Annotated in this window: 16 protein-coding genes and 1 pseudogene; 11 read left to right on the top strand and 6 right to left on the bottom strand. The window is 68.9% G+C overall.

Annotated features, from left to right (window positions below; translation table 11 throughout):
• Window positions 1-86 precede the first annotated feature (86 nt).
• Window positions 87-1,349, bottom strand: coding sequence for a serine--tRNA ligase (gene serS, locus AB0L97_RS22820; protein WP_355073272.1), 1,263 nt, complete (start codon window positions 1,347-1,349; stop codon window positions 87-89).
• A gap of 92 nt (window positions 1,350-1,441) precedes the next feature.
• Here serS and AB0L97_RS22815 point away from each other — a divergent pair, with 92 nt between their 5' ends.
• The 6 genes from AB0L97_RS22815 (at window position 1,442) to AB0L97_RS22790 (ending at window position 7,244) form a co-directional block, all read left to right on the top strand.
• Window positions 1,442-3,142 (top strand): aldehyde dehydrogenase family protein, encoded by a 1,701-nt coding sequence (locus AB0L97_RS22815; RefSeq protein ID WP_364432741.1) that lies wholly within the window; start codon window positions 1,442-1,444, stop codon window positions 3,140-3,142.
• A 76-nt stretch (window positions 3,143-3,218) separates the two neighbouring features.
• Window positions 3,219-4,358, top strand: coding sequence for a septum formation family protein (locus tag AB0L97_RS22810; protein WP_364432738.1), 1,140 nt, complete (start codon window positions 3,219-3,221; stop codon window positions 4,356-4,358).
• Window positions 4,359-4,368: 10 nt separating this feature from the next.
• Window positions 4,369-4,719 carry a metallopeptidase family protein gene (locus AB0L97_RS22805; RefSeq protein ID WP_355073276.1) on the top strand — a complete coding sequence of 117 codons (351 nt, stop codon included), beginning with the start codon at window positions 4,369-4,371 and terminating at the stop codon, window positions 4,717-4,719.
• 164 nt (window positions 4,720-4,883) lie between these two features.
• A complete protein-coding gene (locus AB0L97_RS22800; protein WP_159849106.1) occupies window positions 4,884-5,195 on the top strand; it encodes a PE domain-containing protein in 312 nt (103 codons plus the stop codon).
• Between the two features lie 52 nt (window positions 5,196-5,247).
• Window positions 5,248-6,420 carry a PPE family protein gene (locus AB0L97_RS22795; RefSeq protein ID WP_355073278.1) on the top strand — a complete coding sequence of 391 codons (1,173 nt, stop codon included), beginning with the start codon at window positions 5,248-5,250 and terminating at the stop codon, window positions 6,418-6,420.
• Window positions 6,417-7,244: an ESX secretion-associated protein EspG gene (locus AB0L97_RS22790; protein WP_364432732.1), complete on the top strand. Its 828-nt coding sequence runs from the start codon at window positions 6,417-6,419 to the stop codon at window positions 7,242-7,244. Before AB0L97_RS22795 ends, AB0L97_RS22790 begins: the two co-directional genes overlap by 4 nt.
• An 18-nt stretch (window positions 7,245-7,262) precedes the next feature.
• Here the strand turns inward: AB0L97_RS22790 and AB0L97_RS22785 are convergent, their stop codons facing one another.
• The 3 genes from AB0L97_RS22785 to AB0L97_RS22775 all read right to left on the bottom strand — a co-directional run bounded on the left by AB0L97_RS22785 (window position 7,263) and on the right by AB0L97_RS22775 (window position 9,350).
• The gene (locus AB0L97_RS22785) at window positions 7,263-7,931 is read right to left on the bottom strand and encodes a histidine phosphatase family protein (protein WP_364432729.1); all 669 of its coding nucleotides are present in this window, start codon (window positions 7,929-7,931) and stop codon (window positions 7,263-7,265) included.
• On the bottom strand, window positions 7,928-8,842 hold the full coding sequence (pheA, locus tag AB0L97_RS22780) for a prephenate dehydratase (RefSeq protein WP_355073283.1): 915 nt from the start codon (window positions 8,840-8,842) through the stop codon (window positions 7,928-7,930). Before pheA ends, AB0L97_RS22785 begins: the two co-directional genes overlap by 4 nt.
• A 94-nt stretch (window positions 8,843-8,936) precedes the next feature.
• A complete protein-coding gene (locus tag AB0L97_RS22775) occupies window positions 8,937-9,350 on the bottom strand; it encodes a hypothetical protein (RefSeq protein ID WP_364432725.1) in 414 nt (137 codons plus the stop codon).
• 147 nt (window positions 9,351-9,497) lie between these two features.
• Here AB0L97_RS22775 and AB0L97_RS22770 point away from each other — a divergent pair, with 147 nt between their 5' ends.
• A complete protein-coding gene (locus AB0L97_RS22770) occupies window positions 9,498-10,265 on the top strand; it encodes a DUF2470 domain-containing protein (protein ID WP_355073287.1) in 768 nt (255 codons plus the stop codon).
• 136 nt (window positions 10,266-10,401) lie between these two features.
• On the opposite strand, the pseudogene AB0L97_RS22765 reads toward AB0L97_RS22770, so the two are convergent.
• Window positions 10,402-10,506 (bottom strand): annotated as a pseudogene (locus tag AB0L97_RS22765) (3-hydroxyacyl-CoA dehydrogenase); the annotation flags it as partial.
• A gap of 458 nt (window positions 10,507-10,964) precedes the next feature.
• On the opposite strand from AB0L97_RS22765, the gene AB0L97_RS22760 reads away from it, so the two are divergent.
• The 4 genes from AB0L97_RS22760 (at window position 10,965) to AB0L97_RS22745 (ending at window position 14,436) form a co-directional block, all read left to right on the top strand.
• Complete coding sequence (locus AB0L97_RS22760; protein ID WP_355073288.1) at window positions 10,965-11,759, top strand: CPBP family intramembrane glutamic endopeptidase; 795 nt, start codon at window positions 10,965-10,967, stop codon at window positions 11,757-11,759.
• 127 nt (window positions 11,760-11,886) lie between these two features.
• The gene (locus AB0L97_RS22755) at window positions 11,887-13,254 is read left to right on the top strand and encodes an LCP family protein (RefSeq protein ID WP_364432720.1); all 1,368 of its coding nucleotides are present in this window, start codon (window positions 11,887-11,889) and stop codon (window positions 13,252-13,254) included.
• Between the two features lie 10 nt (window positions 13,255-13,264).
• Window positions 13,265-13,816 carry a ferritin-like domain-containing protein gene (locus AB0L97_RS22750; protein ID WP_355073291.1) on the top strand — a complete coding sequence of 184 codons (552 nt, stop codon included), beginning with the start codon at window positions 13,265-13,267 and terminating at the stop codon, window positions 13,814-13,816.
• A 71-nt stretch (window positions 13,817-13,887) separates the two neighbouring features.
• Entirely contained in the window at window positions 13,888-14,436 is a 549-nt protein-coding gene (locus AB0L97_RS22745; RefSeq protein ID WP_355073293.1) for a ferritin, read from the top strand.
• A gap of 230 nt (window positions 14,437-14,666) precedes the next feature.
• On the opposite strand, the gene AB0L97_RS22740 is transcribed toward AB0L97_RS22745, so the two are convergent.
• A complete protein-coding gene (locus AB0L97_RS22740; protein WP_355073295.1) occupies window positions 14,667-15,587 on the bottom strand; it encodes a DUF5926 family protein in 921 nt (306 codons plus the stop codon).
• Between the last annotated feature and the right edge of the window lie 149 nt (window positions 15,588-15,736).

Here is a 15,736-nt window from a genome sequence, read left to right as displayed (position 1 = left end):
ACATAAGGAATCCCCCTGGTTGCCACATCCCGGGAATACGGCATGGCGAACCAGTAGCTATTTACCTGAACGTCATTCGTCCGTTGTCAATTCGTCGGTCGGAGCACGTCGGTACCGACGAACGGGACCAGGGCGGACGGCACCCGGACCGACCCGTCGGCTTGCTGGTGGTTCTCCAGAATGGCCACGATCCAGCGGGTGGTGGCGAGCGTGCCGTTCAAGGTCGCGGCGATCTGCGGCCTTCCGTTCTCGTCTCGATAGCGGACGGCCAGCCGCCGCGCCTGGTAGGTGGTGCAGTTGGAGGTCGAGGTGAGCTCCCGGTAGGTCTGCTGCGTGGGCACCCACGCCTCGCAGTCGAACTTGCGCGCGGCGGAGCTGCCGAGATCACCGGCCGCGACGTCGATCACCCGGTAGGGCACCTCGATCGCCGCGAGCATCTCCTGTTCCCAGGCGAGCAGACGCTGATGTTCGGCGTCGGCCTGGTCGGGCGTGGTGAAGACGAACATCTCCACCTTGTCGAACTGGTGCACCCGGATGATGCCGCGGGTGTCCTTGCCGTAGCTGCCCGCCTCCCGGCGGAAACACGACGACCAGCCCGCATAGCGCTTGGGGCCGTCGCTCAAGTCGAGGATCTCGTCCGAGTGGTAACCCGCCAGCGGCACCTCCGAGGTGCCGACCAAGTAGAGGTCGTCGTCGGCGAGGTGGTAGACCTCCGCCGCGTGCTGGCCGAGGAACCCCGTGCCCGCCATGACCTCCGGGCGTACCAGCACCGGCGGAATCATCATGGTGAAGCCGTTGGCCACCGCCTTCTGCGCGGCCAGCTGCAGCATTCCCAGCTGGAGCAGCGCGCCGTAGCCGGTCAGGAAGTAGAACCGGGCGCCGGAGACCTTCGCGCCGCGCTCCATGTCGATCAGGCCGAGCGACTCGCCGAGTTCCAGGTGGTCCTTCGGCTCGAAGTCGAACTCCCGCGGCGTGCCGACCGTTTGCAGCACGACGAAATCGGCCTCGCCACCCGCGGGCGCGCCGTCCTGCACCACATTGGAGATGGCGCGGTGCGCGGTGTCCAGATCCACGTCGGCGGCGTGCTGGGCGGCCTCGGCCTCTTTGACCTTGACCGACATCTCCGACGCCTGCGCCAGCAGCGCGGACCGCTCGTCCTTGCTCGCCTTACCGATCAGCTTGCCCATCGCCTTGTGCTCGGCGCGCAGGTTGTCCGCGGTGGCCACCGCGGCACGCCGCGCCGCGTCCGCCTCGAGCAGCGCGTCGACGAGAACGGGGTCTTCGCCGCGGGCGCGCTGCGAGGCGCGGACCGCGTCCGGGTTGTCCCGCAGGAATCGGAGGTCGATCATGGGCCACCAGCCTAGTAGTCGGTGTGTTGCGCTTTCACGCCGATATCCCAGGATGCGGACCATCCACCCCGGATCGCGCGCATAGTGGGTTTGTGGGCACCCCATTCGACGAGACGGCCATCGACAACGCGCTGGCCGATCTCGCGGCGGGCGAGAAAGTGTGGGCCGCGACGTCGCTGCGCCGCCGCCGCTTGCTGCTCGACGAGATCCACGCCAGGACCGGCCGCCTCGCGGAGGACTGGGTGCGCGCGGCGTGCGTCGTCAAGGATCTCGGCGAGCACTCCGCGCTGGTCGGTGAGGAGTGGATGTCCGGGCCGCTCACGCTGCTGCAAGCCACGGCCGCGCTGTCGGCGACCCTGGCCGCGCTGGAGACCGGGCGAAGCCCACTGGCGGGCATCACGCTGCGGGAGGCGCCGGGCGGGCGGCTGGCGGTGCCGGTATTCCCGTTCGGCGTCTACGATCGCTTGCTGCTCAACGGTTTCCGCGGCGAGGTGTGGCTGCGTCCCGGCGTCGACGCCGACGCCGCCCGTCGGCGAGCCGGACTCGCCCAGCTCGATCCCACCGCGACCGGCGGGATCGGCGCCGTGCTCGGCGCGGGCAACATCACCTCGATTCCGCCGCTGGACGCGCTGTACGAGCTGTTCGCGCACAACCGGGTGGTCGCGCTGAAGCTCAACCCGATCACCGACCCGCTGTTCACCGTGTTCGAGATGGTGTTCGAACCGCTGCTGGAGATCGGCGCGCTGCGAATTCTCACCGGCGGCGCGCAGCAGGGCGGCTACCTGGTGCGTCATCCGGACGTCGCGCACGTGCACATGACCGGCAGCGCGCAGACCCACGACGCCATCGTGTGGGGTCCCGGCGCCGAGGGCGCGGAACGCAAGCAGCACAACCGGCCGCTGCTGGACAAGCCGATCAGCAGCGAACTGGGCGGCGTCTCGCCGACCATCGTGGTGCCCGGCGACTGGTCCGACGCCGATCTGCGCTACCAGGCCGAGCACGTGGCCACCCAACGGCTGCACAACGGCGGCTACAACTGCGTGGCCGCGCAGGCGGTGGTGATCGGCGCCGAGTGGGACCGCAAGGACGAGTTCCTCGCCGAACTCCGCCTGGCCATGGAGCGGGCGCCACAGCGCACGGCCTACTACCCGGGCAGCGACGCGCGGGTCGCCGACGCGCTGGCCTCGTACCCGGAGGCCGAGCGTCTCGGCGCGGGGCGGGTGCTGGTCGGCGGACTGCCGCGCACCGGCTCGCCGCTGCTGCGCACGGAGTACTTCTCCCCCGTGCTCGGCGTGGTGGAGTTGCCCTACACGGGCGGCGAGTTCTTGCAACGCGCGGTGGACTTCGCCAACGCCGAGCTGACCGGCACGCTCGGCGCGAACGTGATCGCCGATCCGACGACCATCCGCAGGCTCGGTGTCGCCTTCGACCGCGCGATCGAACGGCTGCGCTACGGCGCGATCGCGGTGAACAGCTGGACCGGTCTGGCCTTCCTCGCGCCGCGTGCCGCCTGGGGAGCCTTCCCTGGGCACACCCTCGACGACGTGCAGAGCGGTATCGGCGTGGTGCACAACGCCCTGCTGCTCGACGATGTGGAGCGCACCGTGGTGCACGGCCCGTTCCGGCCGGTGCCGCGCTCGCTGCTGGGCGGCGAACTCGCCCTCTCTCCGAAGCCGCCGTGGTTCGTCGGCAACGCCACCGCAGCGACCACCGGGCGCAGGCTCACCGAGTTCTACGCCGACGCCAACCCCGCCCGATTGCCCGGCGTCTTCCTCTCGGCCCTGCGCGGCTGAATCGCTCGTGGCCCGTGCCGCGCCGATCGGGGCAGGTCGTGGCACCGCGGCACCGACACTGCCATGATGGACCGCGATGTCCTCCGCACGCATGTCCCGGTCCCCGCAGGCGCCCAAGCGCGGCGCTTCGTCGCGCGCCGACTCGGTACGGCGCTCGTTCGACTCGGCCAGAGCCGCCCTCGCCGACGGCGAGCTGCGCGATCTGCATCTGTCGGCCCACACCTTGCGCTGGGGCCTGCTCGCGGTGGCCGTCGGCGCCGTGGTGGCGGCCCTGGTGACGCTGTTCGTCACCGGCTTCGACAACGAGAAGGGCCTGGAGGCGCACAATCCCGGCGCCCCGGCGCAGCCGGTGCTGGAGAAGGAGTTCGGCACCGCGGCGAAGGGCGACTGCCTGAGCTGGACCAAGCCGGACCGATCGGACCTGGCCAAGGTGAACTGCTCGAGCAAGCACATGTTCGAGGTCGCGGCCGACATCGACATGAGCAGGTATCCGGGCAAGGAGTTCGGTCCCGGCTCGCGGTTCCCGGACTCGCTGCGCCTGACCGAGTTGAAAGAGGAGCACTGCGTGCCCGCGGTGCAGAAGTACATGTCGGGCCGGTTCGATCCGCGCGGCAAGTACATCGTCGGGCTGATGTATCCGAGCCCGGACGGCTGGCAGCACGGTGACCGCACCCTGCGCTGCGGCCTGCAGATCGCGGCCAGCGTCGGCACCCCGCCGTCGGTCGGCAGCGCCACCGAGCACGATCAGTCCAAGGTGTACGAGGCGGGCGTGTGCCTCGGCATCAACCAGAACCTGCCCACCGATCCGGTGGACTGCGCCCAGCCGCACGCCGTGGAGATCGTCTCCACCGTCGATCTGGCCGCCCACTTCAACGGAGGCCCGCCCGCGAAGGACGACCAGGACAAGTTCGTCGAGGAGGAGTGCACCCGCACGTCGACCGACTACCTGGGCGGGCCGGACGTCATCCGGAACAAGACGCTCACGCTGTTCTTCGACTACATCGATGCCCGCAGTTGGATGGCGGGCAGCCGCAAGCTGGACTGCATGATCGGCAAGGGAGCCGATCGGGAGGGCTTCGCGCCGATCACCGGGTCGGCCAAGGGCGAGATCCTGATCAACGGCCAGGCTCCGGTGCCGCCGCCGAACAACGGACGTTCCACGCCCGCACCGCTGCCGGGCGCCGCGCCCCTGCCGCCGCAGCCTCAGCCCAGGTAGCCGAGCGCCGATGCCCGTGACGATGTCCGCCGACCGGTTCGAGGAATTGGTCGGCGACGCACTGGATCTCATCCCGCCCGAGCTGACCCGCGCGATCGACAACGTGGTCGTACTGATCGAGCCGCGCGATCCGGAGAATCCACACCTGCTCGGTCTGTATCACGGCATCGCCCTCACCGAGCGTGACAGTCATTACGGCGGAGCGCTTCCCGACACCGTGACCATCTACCGCGAGGCGATCCTCGAACACTGCGCCGACGAATCCGAAGTGGTGGAAGAGGTGGCGATCACCGTGATCCACGAGATCGCACACTATTTCGGCATTGACGAAGACCGCCTGCATCAGCTGGGATGGGGATAGTCTGAACCGAGCTGTATTGCGCACCACCAGCGGTGGGTGTGTAATCGGCACGGAGATCGAAAAATTGGGGATTCGATGGAACCGATCGCGTTGCTGTCGCGTCCTATCACTCGAAGGGGGAATTCTCGTGGTTCCGCCCCACAGCCACTAGAAGGAGTCGAGTCATGGTTGGACATGTACTGATCGCACCCGAAGCCATTCTCGCCGCCGCGGCCGAACTCGACCTCGTCGCCGAACGTCTGGCCGCCGCCGCGGCGATCACCGCGCCCGCGACGCACGTGCTGCCCTCCGGGGCGGAGGAAGTCTCCTTCCTCAGCGCGAGCCATTTCAATCAGGGGGCGATGTCGCACGATCGCGCGATCGCGCAGGCGATTCTGGAGTGCCACCACGCCGCGGCGACGCTGCGCATGCAGCTGGCCCAGCATGTCGCGGGCGACGTGGTCCGCGCCGCCGGCATCAGCGCCATCCAGGTGTAGTTCCGCAAGCGAGATCCATCAGCAACGCTTTTAAGCAGGGGAGAAGTCAGACATGGTTGCAGGAGTCACCGGGGTGATCTGGGCGGCGCGCCCGTCGGAGATCAATTCGGCCACACTTCACGCGGGCGCGCACGCGATTCCGATCTCGGCCGCCGCCACCGCATGGGGCGGGCTCACCGCCGCCTGGATCGACGCGACGACGACGGTCGCCAGGGTTATGGCCGAACTCGGCGTCGGAATGCAGGGCATCAACGGCATCGCCGCGCTGGGCAAGCTCACCGGCTTCCTCGGCTGGTCCGAGCAGCAGGGCGTGCAGGCGGCCGCGATGGGCGCCAAGGCCGCGGCGAACGCCACCGCCTACACCGTCGCCGCGCTGGCGATGCCGAGCCCGCCCGAGATCGCGGCCGTCAACACCGCTTTGGCCGCGTCGGCGAACCCGCCCGGCGTGTTGAGCGGTGCGTTCGAAGCCGCCGAAGTCGCCAGGAACGCGATGGACATCCGTGCCGCGCTGGTCATGGAGACCTATGAGGCCGCGACCAGCGCCATGGTCGCCACGCCCGCCGAATTCCTGTTACCGCCGGCGATCGCCAAGGGCGCGGGGACGGCAAGTCCCGAGCAAGCGGCGGACACGACCACCGAGGTCCCGGCCGATCCGATCCAGGCTGCCGTGGCCGCCACCCAGGCGTTCCTGAGCAACCCTGGGGTGGCGAGCGCTGCCACCCAGGCCGCTCAGGCCGTCGGCTCGATCGCCACCACCGGTGTCTCCACCGTCGGAAATGTCGCGGGCAGCGCGATCGCGGCCGCCACCACCAGCTCCGCGCCCTCCTTCTCCGGCATGGCTCCCATGGCCATGGGTATCGGTGCGGCAGCCACCGCTACCGGTGCGGCGACGCGTGCCGTGTCGTTCTCCGGTCTCGGATCGGCGGCGGGCATCAGCAGCGGCTCGCTCAAGCTTCCGGAAGGCTGGGGCTCCAACGGCACGATCGGTGGCAGCACGGCTCCGGTGCAGGAGAGCGTCGCGGTCAAGGGCGTCGAGGCGGCGCCGGTCCGGCCCGCCAACACCGGCAACGGCAACCCCTTGCTCGGTAACCAGGCGCGCAGCGACGAGGACGACGAGACCGAACACGACGGCCGGGACTACCTGCGGTCGACCGAGCACTTCAACGACGGCCGCTTCACCGCCGATGGGGTCATCGGCGGTGACCTCAGCGGGACGGTTAGGTGACCGTACTCGGTGCGGGCCGCAGCCCGTCGACGCTCGACGCGGTCGTCCTGTCGCTCGACGAAATGCAGTTCCTCGTAGAGAAACTGCAGATCGAGGTTCCCGTCGTCCTGAACGCGAGGGCACGGTACGACAATCTGACCGACCACAAAGCGGCGATGGACGCGGCCGCCGAGTCGCTCGCCCAGCGGGAACTCCTGATCGACGATGTGCTGCATCGTGATCTGGAGAATCGGCTGCGCGCGCTGCACCGGCCCCACTGGATCATCGCGCTGCGGTTGGTCGTCGATGGTTGGGTGAGCCGCTTCTGTCTGGCGAAGGGCGTCGACCTCCCGGTCGTCGCCCTTCGGGGACAGGACTCCTACGTCATCGATGAGGCGGGAAACGACTTGCCCGGAACGGTTCTCGCGGCACTCGGCTATGCCGAGCCGCTCGAGCTGTACGGCATGAACGCCCCGACCGAAGAGCTGGCCACGATCTTCGGCGACACCGGCGACGCGGCGGCCACCGCGGAACGGCTGGCGAAGGTGGGCAACCCGGCCCAGGACGCGAAGACCTTGGCCGCGGCTCTGGTCGAGATCCACTCGTATGCCGAGATCGTCGGTGTGATCTACGGCGATGGCACCCGAGACGCGGCCGACAACCACATCGCCGTCTTCAACACGCGCGCGGGCCGATTCATCGCGACCGCGAGCACGTCCGACGACGGCGTGAAGTGGACCTCGCTCAGCAGCGGGACTCCCGCGCGACTGCGCACGGCCGTGCAGGATCTGATCAACTTCCTACCGGAACGAGAAGAGTTCCCGCGGAATCCGAAGCTGTCCTGAAGCACCGAACGAGCGTCGCTAACCCATGGGATCGTCAGAGGTCGGTGCGACCTCGTAGCCGAACGGCGGCGTGAATCGTCCCCACCGAATGCACTCCCACCCGCCGTCCGGCATCGGTACCAGCTCGATGGTCTCGGTGTTGTCCAAGTGGTTGTTCGTGGTGAACGGCGGACGCACATCCGAAAGCGTGCGGCCGACGAGCCGCATGGCCGCACCGTGACTGACCACCATCACGTCCCCGGGCGCGGCAACGTCCGGTGTCAGATACGTATTCCGCAGCTCCTCGATCGCGGGCAGGAACCGATCCAGCACATCCTGAGCGGATTCGCCGCCGGGCACCCGCAGCGTGAGGTCGCCCTCGTGCCAGGCACGGTAGATCCGCTGGAAGGTCTGGTGCGCCTCCTCGCTGTGTTCTCCCTCCAGGTCGCCGGCCTGTACCTCGTGCAGTCCGTCGAGCACCATGGCGGCGACACCGGTCGCCGCCTCGATGTAGCTCGCGGTCTGGCGCGCGCGCAGCGCCGCCGAGGAGAACAGCACCTGCGGCGGGCGGAGCAGGCCCTCACCGAACGTCTTCGCTTGTGCCGCACCGCGTTCGGTCAGGGGCAACCCGGGAATCCGGGTGTCCAGCAGCTTGGCGACATTGCCCTCGGTCTCGCCGTGCCGGACCAGAATCAACCTCCCGGTCATAGGTCGGCCATCCCCTTTCTCAGCTGGATCAACCACTCCGCGGACGCTTCGTCCGACGGTGGTGGCGTACCGGTCGCGGAAGTCGCCGGCCAAGATCCGAGAAAGCGGATCCGCGCGGTGCGGTGCAGCGCCTTGAGCGCCTCGGCCACCGCGGTGTCGTCGATGTGCCCGACGCAGTCCAGATAGAAACGGTAGGTGCCCATGCCCGTTCGGGTGGGCCGGGACTCGATCCTGGTCAGATCGATACCGCGCGTGGCGAACTCGGCGAAGGCGCGCATCAGCGAGCCCGGTACGTTCGGCAGCTCGAGCACGATCGAGGTGCGGTCGGCGCCGGTGGCGGGCGGCGCCGCGGTGGGCCGGGTGCACAGCACGAACCGCGTGATCGCCTGCTCGTGATCGGCGACCCCGGAGGCCAGCGCGATCAATCCCAGCCGCTCTCCGGCCAGGGCGGTCGACACGGCGGCGTCCGCGTGGCCCGCCACCACGTCCTCGGCGGCGGCGGCGTTGGACGCCGAGGTGTAGGGCTGCGCCTGCGGCAGATGCCGCGCCACCCACAACCGGACCTGCGCGGCGGCCACGGGGTAAGCGGCGAGAGTGCGCACGTCGGGTAACGCCGTGCCCGGCTTGCCGAGGATCGTGAAACTCACTTCGAGTTCGGTCTCGGCGACGATCTGCAGGCGCGGACCGATTGCCAGGGAGTCGAGCGTCGCCGAGATCGACCCCTCCACGGAACTCTCGATCGGCACCACCGCGCCATCCACTTCACCGGAACGGATCAGGTCGAGCGCGGCGCCTTGGCTGGGCGCGGCGATCCGCTCGACGGGCCCGGCGAAGGTTCCCGAGGATTCCAATTGAGCGAGGGCCATCTCGGTGAAAGTTCCGGACGGCCCGAAGTACGCGATTCGCGGCACGGTTACGAGATTACTTGCGCGCTCGTTCGGCTCCCACCAATTGCGAAGGGCCTACCGGTCCGGGTCATCTGTTCCACGACCGCCTCAGCGGTGTTCAACCTCCGTTGAGCACGCGCAACGCGGCGTTCACCCGGTCCGCGGCCTCGGTTTCGATGGCGAGCAGGACCGAACGGACCGCCTCGACGGCCGGCGGTTTCAGCGAGGTCAGGAAGGCGATGTCGGGGTCGCGCAGGGCCGCGCCGATGTCCTCGCCGCACAGGGCAGCGGCTGTGGCGGCGACGATGGCCAGCGCCCGTTCTCCCGAGGAAGTGCGCGCGACGAAGCCGGTATCGGAGTGGGCCACGTGCGCGAGGAAGTCGGCGATCCCGGTGTCGGGCGCGTCCAGCTCCAGCGTCGGCGCGGCGGGACTTGCGCCGATGTTGCGGACCAGCCCGTCGACCAGACTGCGCCGCGGCGGCGTCGACAACGTCACCAGCACCGGTTCTGCGGATTCCGACCCTTCCGACACGCCCTCACCGTAACAACCCGGTTCGACCGGAACCGATCCAGTTCGCTGCAATCAGCCGGATCGGAACGCTTGCGGAACCCCGCCTCGTCACTTAGCTTAGGGTAACCTAATCAATAGTCAAGCGCGCCACGCTCCACGGAGGTTTGTATGCCGCGTCCGTCCTCGACCTTCGCACCGTCCACCGCCGAGCGAGTGCGCAGCGCATGCGCGCACGCGGAGCAAGCGGTGCTGGCCATGCCGGGCATCGATCCGACGCCCGCGTCCGTGCACCACGTACGGCAGTGCGGCGATGCCGTGATCGCGGTGCCGACGGCCTCGGTCGCCGCGATCCTGGCAGGCAACTCCGGAGACCACGGCGCGCCCGCGGTGCTGGAGCTCACCGACCACGCCCCGCTACCGCTGCGCGAGCCGGTGCGCGCGTTGGTCTGGCTGCGCGGTTGGGTACGGGCGGTGCCCACCCAGGCGCAGCGCGCGCTGGCCACCGAGGTGGCCAAGGATTACCCGCATCCGGGCCTGCTCGACATCGGCTTCGGCGCCACCCTGCTGCGGCTGGTGATCGACTCCGCGGTGGTGGCCGACTCGACCGGCGCGGAATCGGTGCGCAGCGACGAACTGCGCCTGGCGCAGCCGGATCCGTTCTGCGCCATGGAATCCGCGTGGCTGCAGCACATGCAGGCCGATCACGCCGATGTCGTCGCCCAGCTGGCCAGGCATCTGCCGCCACACCTGCGGCGCGGCATCGTGCACCCGCTGGCCATCGACCGGTACGGGCTCACGCTGCGGGTGGAAGGACACGACGGCGACCACGACTTCCGCTTGCCGTTCAGCGCACCGGCGCACGACATCGAGGGGCTCAGCCGCGCCGTGCGCACACTGGCGGGCTGCCCGTTCCTCAATGGATTGCGCCGGATCTGACCCGCCGCCCGATCAAGCCGATCTTCAGCGGCATCGGGCCGGCGAACGGAAGTACCAAGGCGAAGAACGGGATGACCGGCCCGAGAAGACGGACGAGATAGCGTTCCATGGCCCCTGCCCGCAGAGGTTGTGGACAACCGGCGCAGTTGACCACGATGCGTGGAGCGCCGGACTCGGCGACCCGCGCGACGGCCGCGCTGACCTCGTCGTTGCTGGTGACATCGGCGGGAATGAGGGTGAGAGGCGGACGGCGCATCGGCTGGGGCGCACGCACTCCCGACGCGGTTGGCTGCTCGGCTGACATGCACACCGACGCGGCGAATGGCAATCGCACCGATTCGTTCAACGCGGGCGGACGACGGACGTCAACCACACCGATTCGTTCGATCCCGACCTGTGGCGAATCCGCGGTGAGCGGTCCGGCTGCCTCGAGCGCATCGTGCCCGGGCTGATCCAGCGCCGCTTGGTCGCACACTCCTTCGGTGAACCGTCGTTTAGAGGGATGCTCCGGTGAGCCGGAGTGGCGGCTGCTCGCCGCAGCGCGCGCAGACCCGATGTCCGAGCTCGACCGAGTGGCGGGCCGGGTTGGGCCACCAGGCCCGGAAGCATGCGCCGCAGCGGAGACGCCGACGACGCACCAGGCAGTTCACATGCCGACGCGCCGCGCGCCGCGGCGGACGAGCGCAATAGATTCGACCCATGCGTGCGGAGTCCAGAGCCGAGTGGGACGAGGCCGAGCCGACCGATCGGGAGCGGCTGGCGATCAAACTCGAGATCGCCGTGGTGCTGCTGGTCACGTTCGGGCTCAGCGGGCTCAGCGCCGCGCTCTCGCTGGTGGAGAGCGCGCTCGCCCCGGGCGGGATCGGCGGACGGACCGTCGCGCTGAATCCGTCGCGAGCCACGCAGTCCACCATCGACCTGCTGTTCCAGCTGCTCAGCGTGCTGCGGCTGCTCGGCTGGGCCGCGCTCGGCCTCTATCTGCTGTGGCGCGGGGGCATCGGCCCGCGACTGATCGGGCTGGCGAACCGGCTCCGTTGGCGCGCCGACGTGCTACCCGGCTTGACGCTGGCCGCGATCATCGGGTTGCCGGGACTCGGGCTGTATCTCGCCGCGCACGCACTCGGCGTCAGCGTGACGATAGTCCCCGCCTCGCTCGGCGACTACTGGTGGCGACTGCCCGCGCTCGTCCTCTCGGCCTGCGCGAACGCCTTGGCCGAAGAGGTCATCGTGGTCGCGTTCCTGCTCACCCGGCTGCGCAGGCTCGGATGGTCGGCGAACTCGGCTCTGCTGGCCTCGGCTGTGCTGCGGGGCAGCTATCACTTGTACCAAGGAATCGGCGGCGGGCTCGGAAACTTTGTGATGGGCGTCATATTCGGCCGCTATTGGCAGCGCACGAATCGGCTGTGGCCGCTGGTCCTCGCCCATGCGACCATCGATGCGGTCGCCTACATCGGCTACACCGTTCTGCGCGGCCATGTTTCGTGGCTGCCGTGACGCAACTGTGCCCTCGGCAGCGCTAACAACCCGGTGCCGCCTGCGAAATACGGAACAGCGCCGCTTCCGCGTGCGCCCGCGTCCACATGCGGCACGTCACAACCGCCCGATAAGTAGAGTTCCAGTGATGAACGGCGACGACCCCCAGCGCAACGCGCATACGCGCCGGATGCCGCCGCCCGGCAGACCCGGTGAACCTCCGATGCGCCGTCGCATGCCGCCTCCGGGGTCCGGCGGTCCGCCGCCGATCGAGCCCACGCAGGTCGTGCGCCGTGATGGAACCGCCGACCCCCACGCACAGCCGCTGGCGTATTCGCAGGTCCCGCCCGAACAGGCGCGGCGAATGCCGCCGCCTCCCCCGGCCCGCAGGCACGCCCCCACGCAGCGCCCGGTGCCGCATCACGAAGTTCCGTCGCACGCGCCGACACAGCGGCCGGTTCCGTATCACGAAGGTCCGCCGCACACGCCGCCCCGGAAACCGAGGCCGTTCCGCGAAGGCCCCCCACCGGTGCCGCCACGCGGCGAGCGTCCGCCGCGGGCTCCACGACCGCGCCGCAAGCGCCACCCTTTCCGCTGGTTCCTGGTGATCCTGCTGGTCCTGGTGCTCGCCGCCGTCGGCGCCGTCATCAAGTTGGACAACTCGCTCAACCGCATCCCCGCGCTGGCGAACTACGCCAAGCGCGTCGGCGACACACCCGGCACGAACTGGCTGTTGGTCGGGTCCGACGGCCGTGGCGGACTGACTGCCGAGCAGGAGCGGGAACTCGCCACCGGCGGTGAGGTGGGCCCCGAGCGCACCGACACGATCATGCTCGTGCACGTGCCGCAGTCGGGGAAGACCACGCTGGTCAGCCTGCCGCGCGACTCGTACGTCAGCATCCCGGGCCAGGGCAAGGACAAACTGAACGCCGCGTTCGCCATCGGCGGCCCCGCGCTGCTGGTCCAGACCGTGGAGATCGCCACCGGCCTGCGGATCGACCACTACGCGCAGATCGGCTTCGGCGGCTTCGCCAGCGTGGTCGATACGCTCGGCGGCATCGACGTGTGCGTGCCCAAACCGATCGACGACCCGCTCGCCGGCATCGACCTGCCCGCGGGCTGCCAGCGACTCAACGGACCACAGGCGTTGGGTTTCGTCCGCAGTCGCGCGACCGCGCTCGCCGACCTGGACCGGATGAACAACCAGCGGATCTTCATGGCCGCCCTGCTGAAGAAGGCGACCAGTGGAGCCACGCTGGCCAATCCGTTCAAGCTCTGGCCGCTGGCGACCGACACCGCCAAGTCGCTGAAGGTCGACAACGGCGACCACATCTGGGATCTGGGCGGCCTGGGCTGGGCGCTGCGTGGCGACACCATCGCCACGGCGGTACCGGTCGGCGGATTCGAGGACACCGACAGCGGCAACGTCCTGCTGTGGGACAAGGCCAAAGCGAGCCGGTTCTTCGACGCGCTCGCCGGCGACCGTCCGATCCCGGAGGACCTGCTGACGCGGTAGCGTCGATGCCATGCCGGACATCGACGAGGCCGACGAGTCCTTTCCCGACTTGCTGCGCACCCAGATCCGTCACGGATTCACCACTGCCCAGCAGTATCTCGCGGCCGCCGTGTACTTCGACTCACGCAGACTGCCGCAGTTGGCCGGACACGCCTACGACCGGTCACGCGAGCACTACGGCAATTCGCTGCGCATGGTGCAGTACCTGCTGGACCGGGATCTCCCGGTGCAGATCGGCGGCTTGGACGAGATCGAGTCCACCTTCGAAAGCCCGCGCGGCGCGGTCGCTTCGCTGCTGGAGATCGAGCAGGTCCGCAGCGCCCGGATCAGCGATCTGGCCCACACTGCCCGCACCTCCGGCGATTATCTCGGCGAACGCTTCATCGGGTGGTTCCTCGCCGATCAGGTGAAGAACGTCGCCGGGATGAGCACGTTGCTGGCCGTGATCGACCGTGCCGACGGGCAGTTGTTCGACGTCGAGGAGTTCGTCGCCCGGGAGACACGGCCGCGGCCGCGCACCGATATTCCGGCGCCGAAAATGGCTGGAGCGGCGAAGAATTAATTAGGCAACACTAGCCTCAATAAGGCTGCACTTGGATGACACGGGTCTTGACCAGCGCTAATGTCGATGCCATGTCAAGCCATCCGGAATCACCCCGCAGCAAATTTCACAGCCTGTTGCACGATCAGATCCGGCACGAATTCAATGCCGAGCATCAGTACATCGCGATTGCGGTGTGGTTCGACAATGCCGATCTCCCGCAGCTGGCCAAGCGGTTCTACAAGCAGGCCGTCGAAGAGCGCAATCACGCGATGATGATCGTGCAGTACTTCCTGGACCGGGATATCAGCGTCGATATTTCCGGCATCGATGCCGCGAAATCGCGGTTCGAGAACGCCAGGGAGCCGATCGCGCTCGCACTGACCCAGGAGAAGACGGTCACCGAGCAGATCATCCAGCTGGCGAGCACCGCCCGCGAAGAGGGTGACTACCTGGGCGAACAGTTCATGCAGTGGTTCCTCAAGGAGCAGGTCGAGGAAGTCGCGAACATGACCACCCTGCTCACCATCGCCGATCGCGCCGGGTCGAACCTGTTCGACCTGGAGGAATTCGTCGCCCGGGAAATGAGCGGCCCGAGCGACGCCTCCGGCGCGCCTTCGGCGGCGGGCGGCTCCGTCTGACGGCGTTCGCCGAATAGGTGAAACAGGCCCGGTTCCGTATCAGGAACCGGGCCTGTCGCTGTTGGACGTTCTATCGGACGGCGAGTCGGAATGTCGGCGTAAACGACGGTTCCACCACATTTCGCAGTGGTTTGGCGAGTCTTTCCTATATTTCGAGCCGCACCGGCGGCAACCGGAAAACACCGCCGCCGACAAAGGCCGTTTCTGCCCAAGTCTCGCGATATCCGGGCTCAGCGCAAGGTGACCTGACGCGACCGCAGGCCGTCGCGGGAGCGCCGCTCGTCGGAGGTCAACGGGGCGTCGACGGCCAGCGCCTCGGACAGCCGAGCGCCGAATTCGGCTGCGGGCTCGACCCATTCGTCGGGGTGTCGCTCGCGGTCCAGGTCGAAGACCGGGACCAGCACTCCGTGCGTGCGGAACGACCCCGCGAACCGGGAACCCTCGCCGAGGTGCAGACCGCCGGAGGCGTGCACCCGGGCCAGCGCCAGCATGAGCGCGTCCTCGTCCTCCGGCCGCACCCAGCGGATGTGCGCCTTCTCGCCCGCGTCCACCCACCAGGCGGCACCGATCGTGTCGGCGGCGAGCCCGAGCCGCGCCGAGGGCATGATCGCCTGCTTGGCCTGCTCGATGGTGGCGGCGACCTGCGGGTCGGGCTCGACCCCTGCGGGCACCCACCAGTCGAAGTCCTGGTGCACGGTCAAGTCCAGGCTCGCGGCGGGATCGATGACATCGGCCAGCCGCGGGCCTCCCGCGACGCTTTCCACCGAGGTCAGCGAATCACCGGGCTCGGCGGACTGGGTCCATAGGATCGCCGCGGCCAGATCGGCGGCCGGATCCGCGCCCTGGAACTGCACCTGCGCGCCGACGTAACCGCTGGGCTCGTCACCGGCGCGCACCAACGCGGCCACCGCGCCGGGCAGCACCGTTGCGAGCACGACCGGCCGCTCCGCCGCGACCTCGGCCGCCAGCGTCAACCGGGCGGTGGCCGAAGGAACGAATTCGCGCAGCGCGACCAGATCGCACTCCGCGGCCAGGCCCTCGAACGGACGGGTGACGACTTGTGCCGCCTGCTCCTGCGCCGCTCGCCGCTCGGCGAGACGCTGCGCCCGGTTCCCACCGGGCTTAGGACTGTTGCGCTTGCTTTTACCCACGAGGGGTCAACCTACCGTGTTTCTTGGCTGTGTTTGTTTTTCCAGCGCCTGCGGCGCTGGGTGTTCGCGGCCCCTTTATGGCTCGCGTCCGAGCTGGCAGACGGCATCGAGGTAGGGCAGTGCGGCCAGCTCCGCCGGACCGGCCTCCC

The sequence above is a fragment of the Nocardia sp. NPDC051911 genome, assembly GCF_040681035.1.
Taxonomy (GTDB): Bacteria; Actinomycetota; Actinomycetes; order Mycobacteriales; family Mycobacteriaceae; genus Nocardia; species Nocardia sichangensis.
Note: the sequence above shows the minus strand (reverse complement) of the source record. Positions and strands in the feature narration are given on the sequence as shown.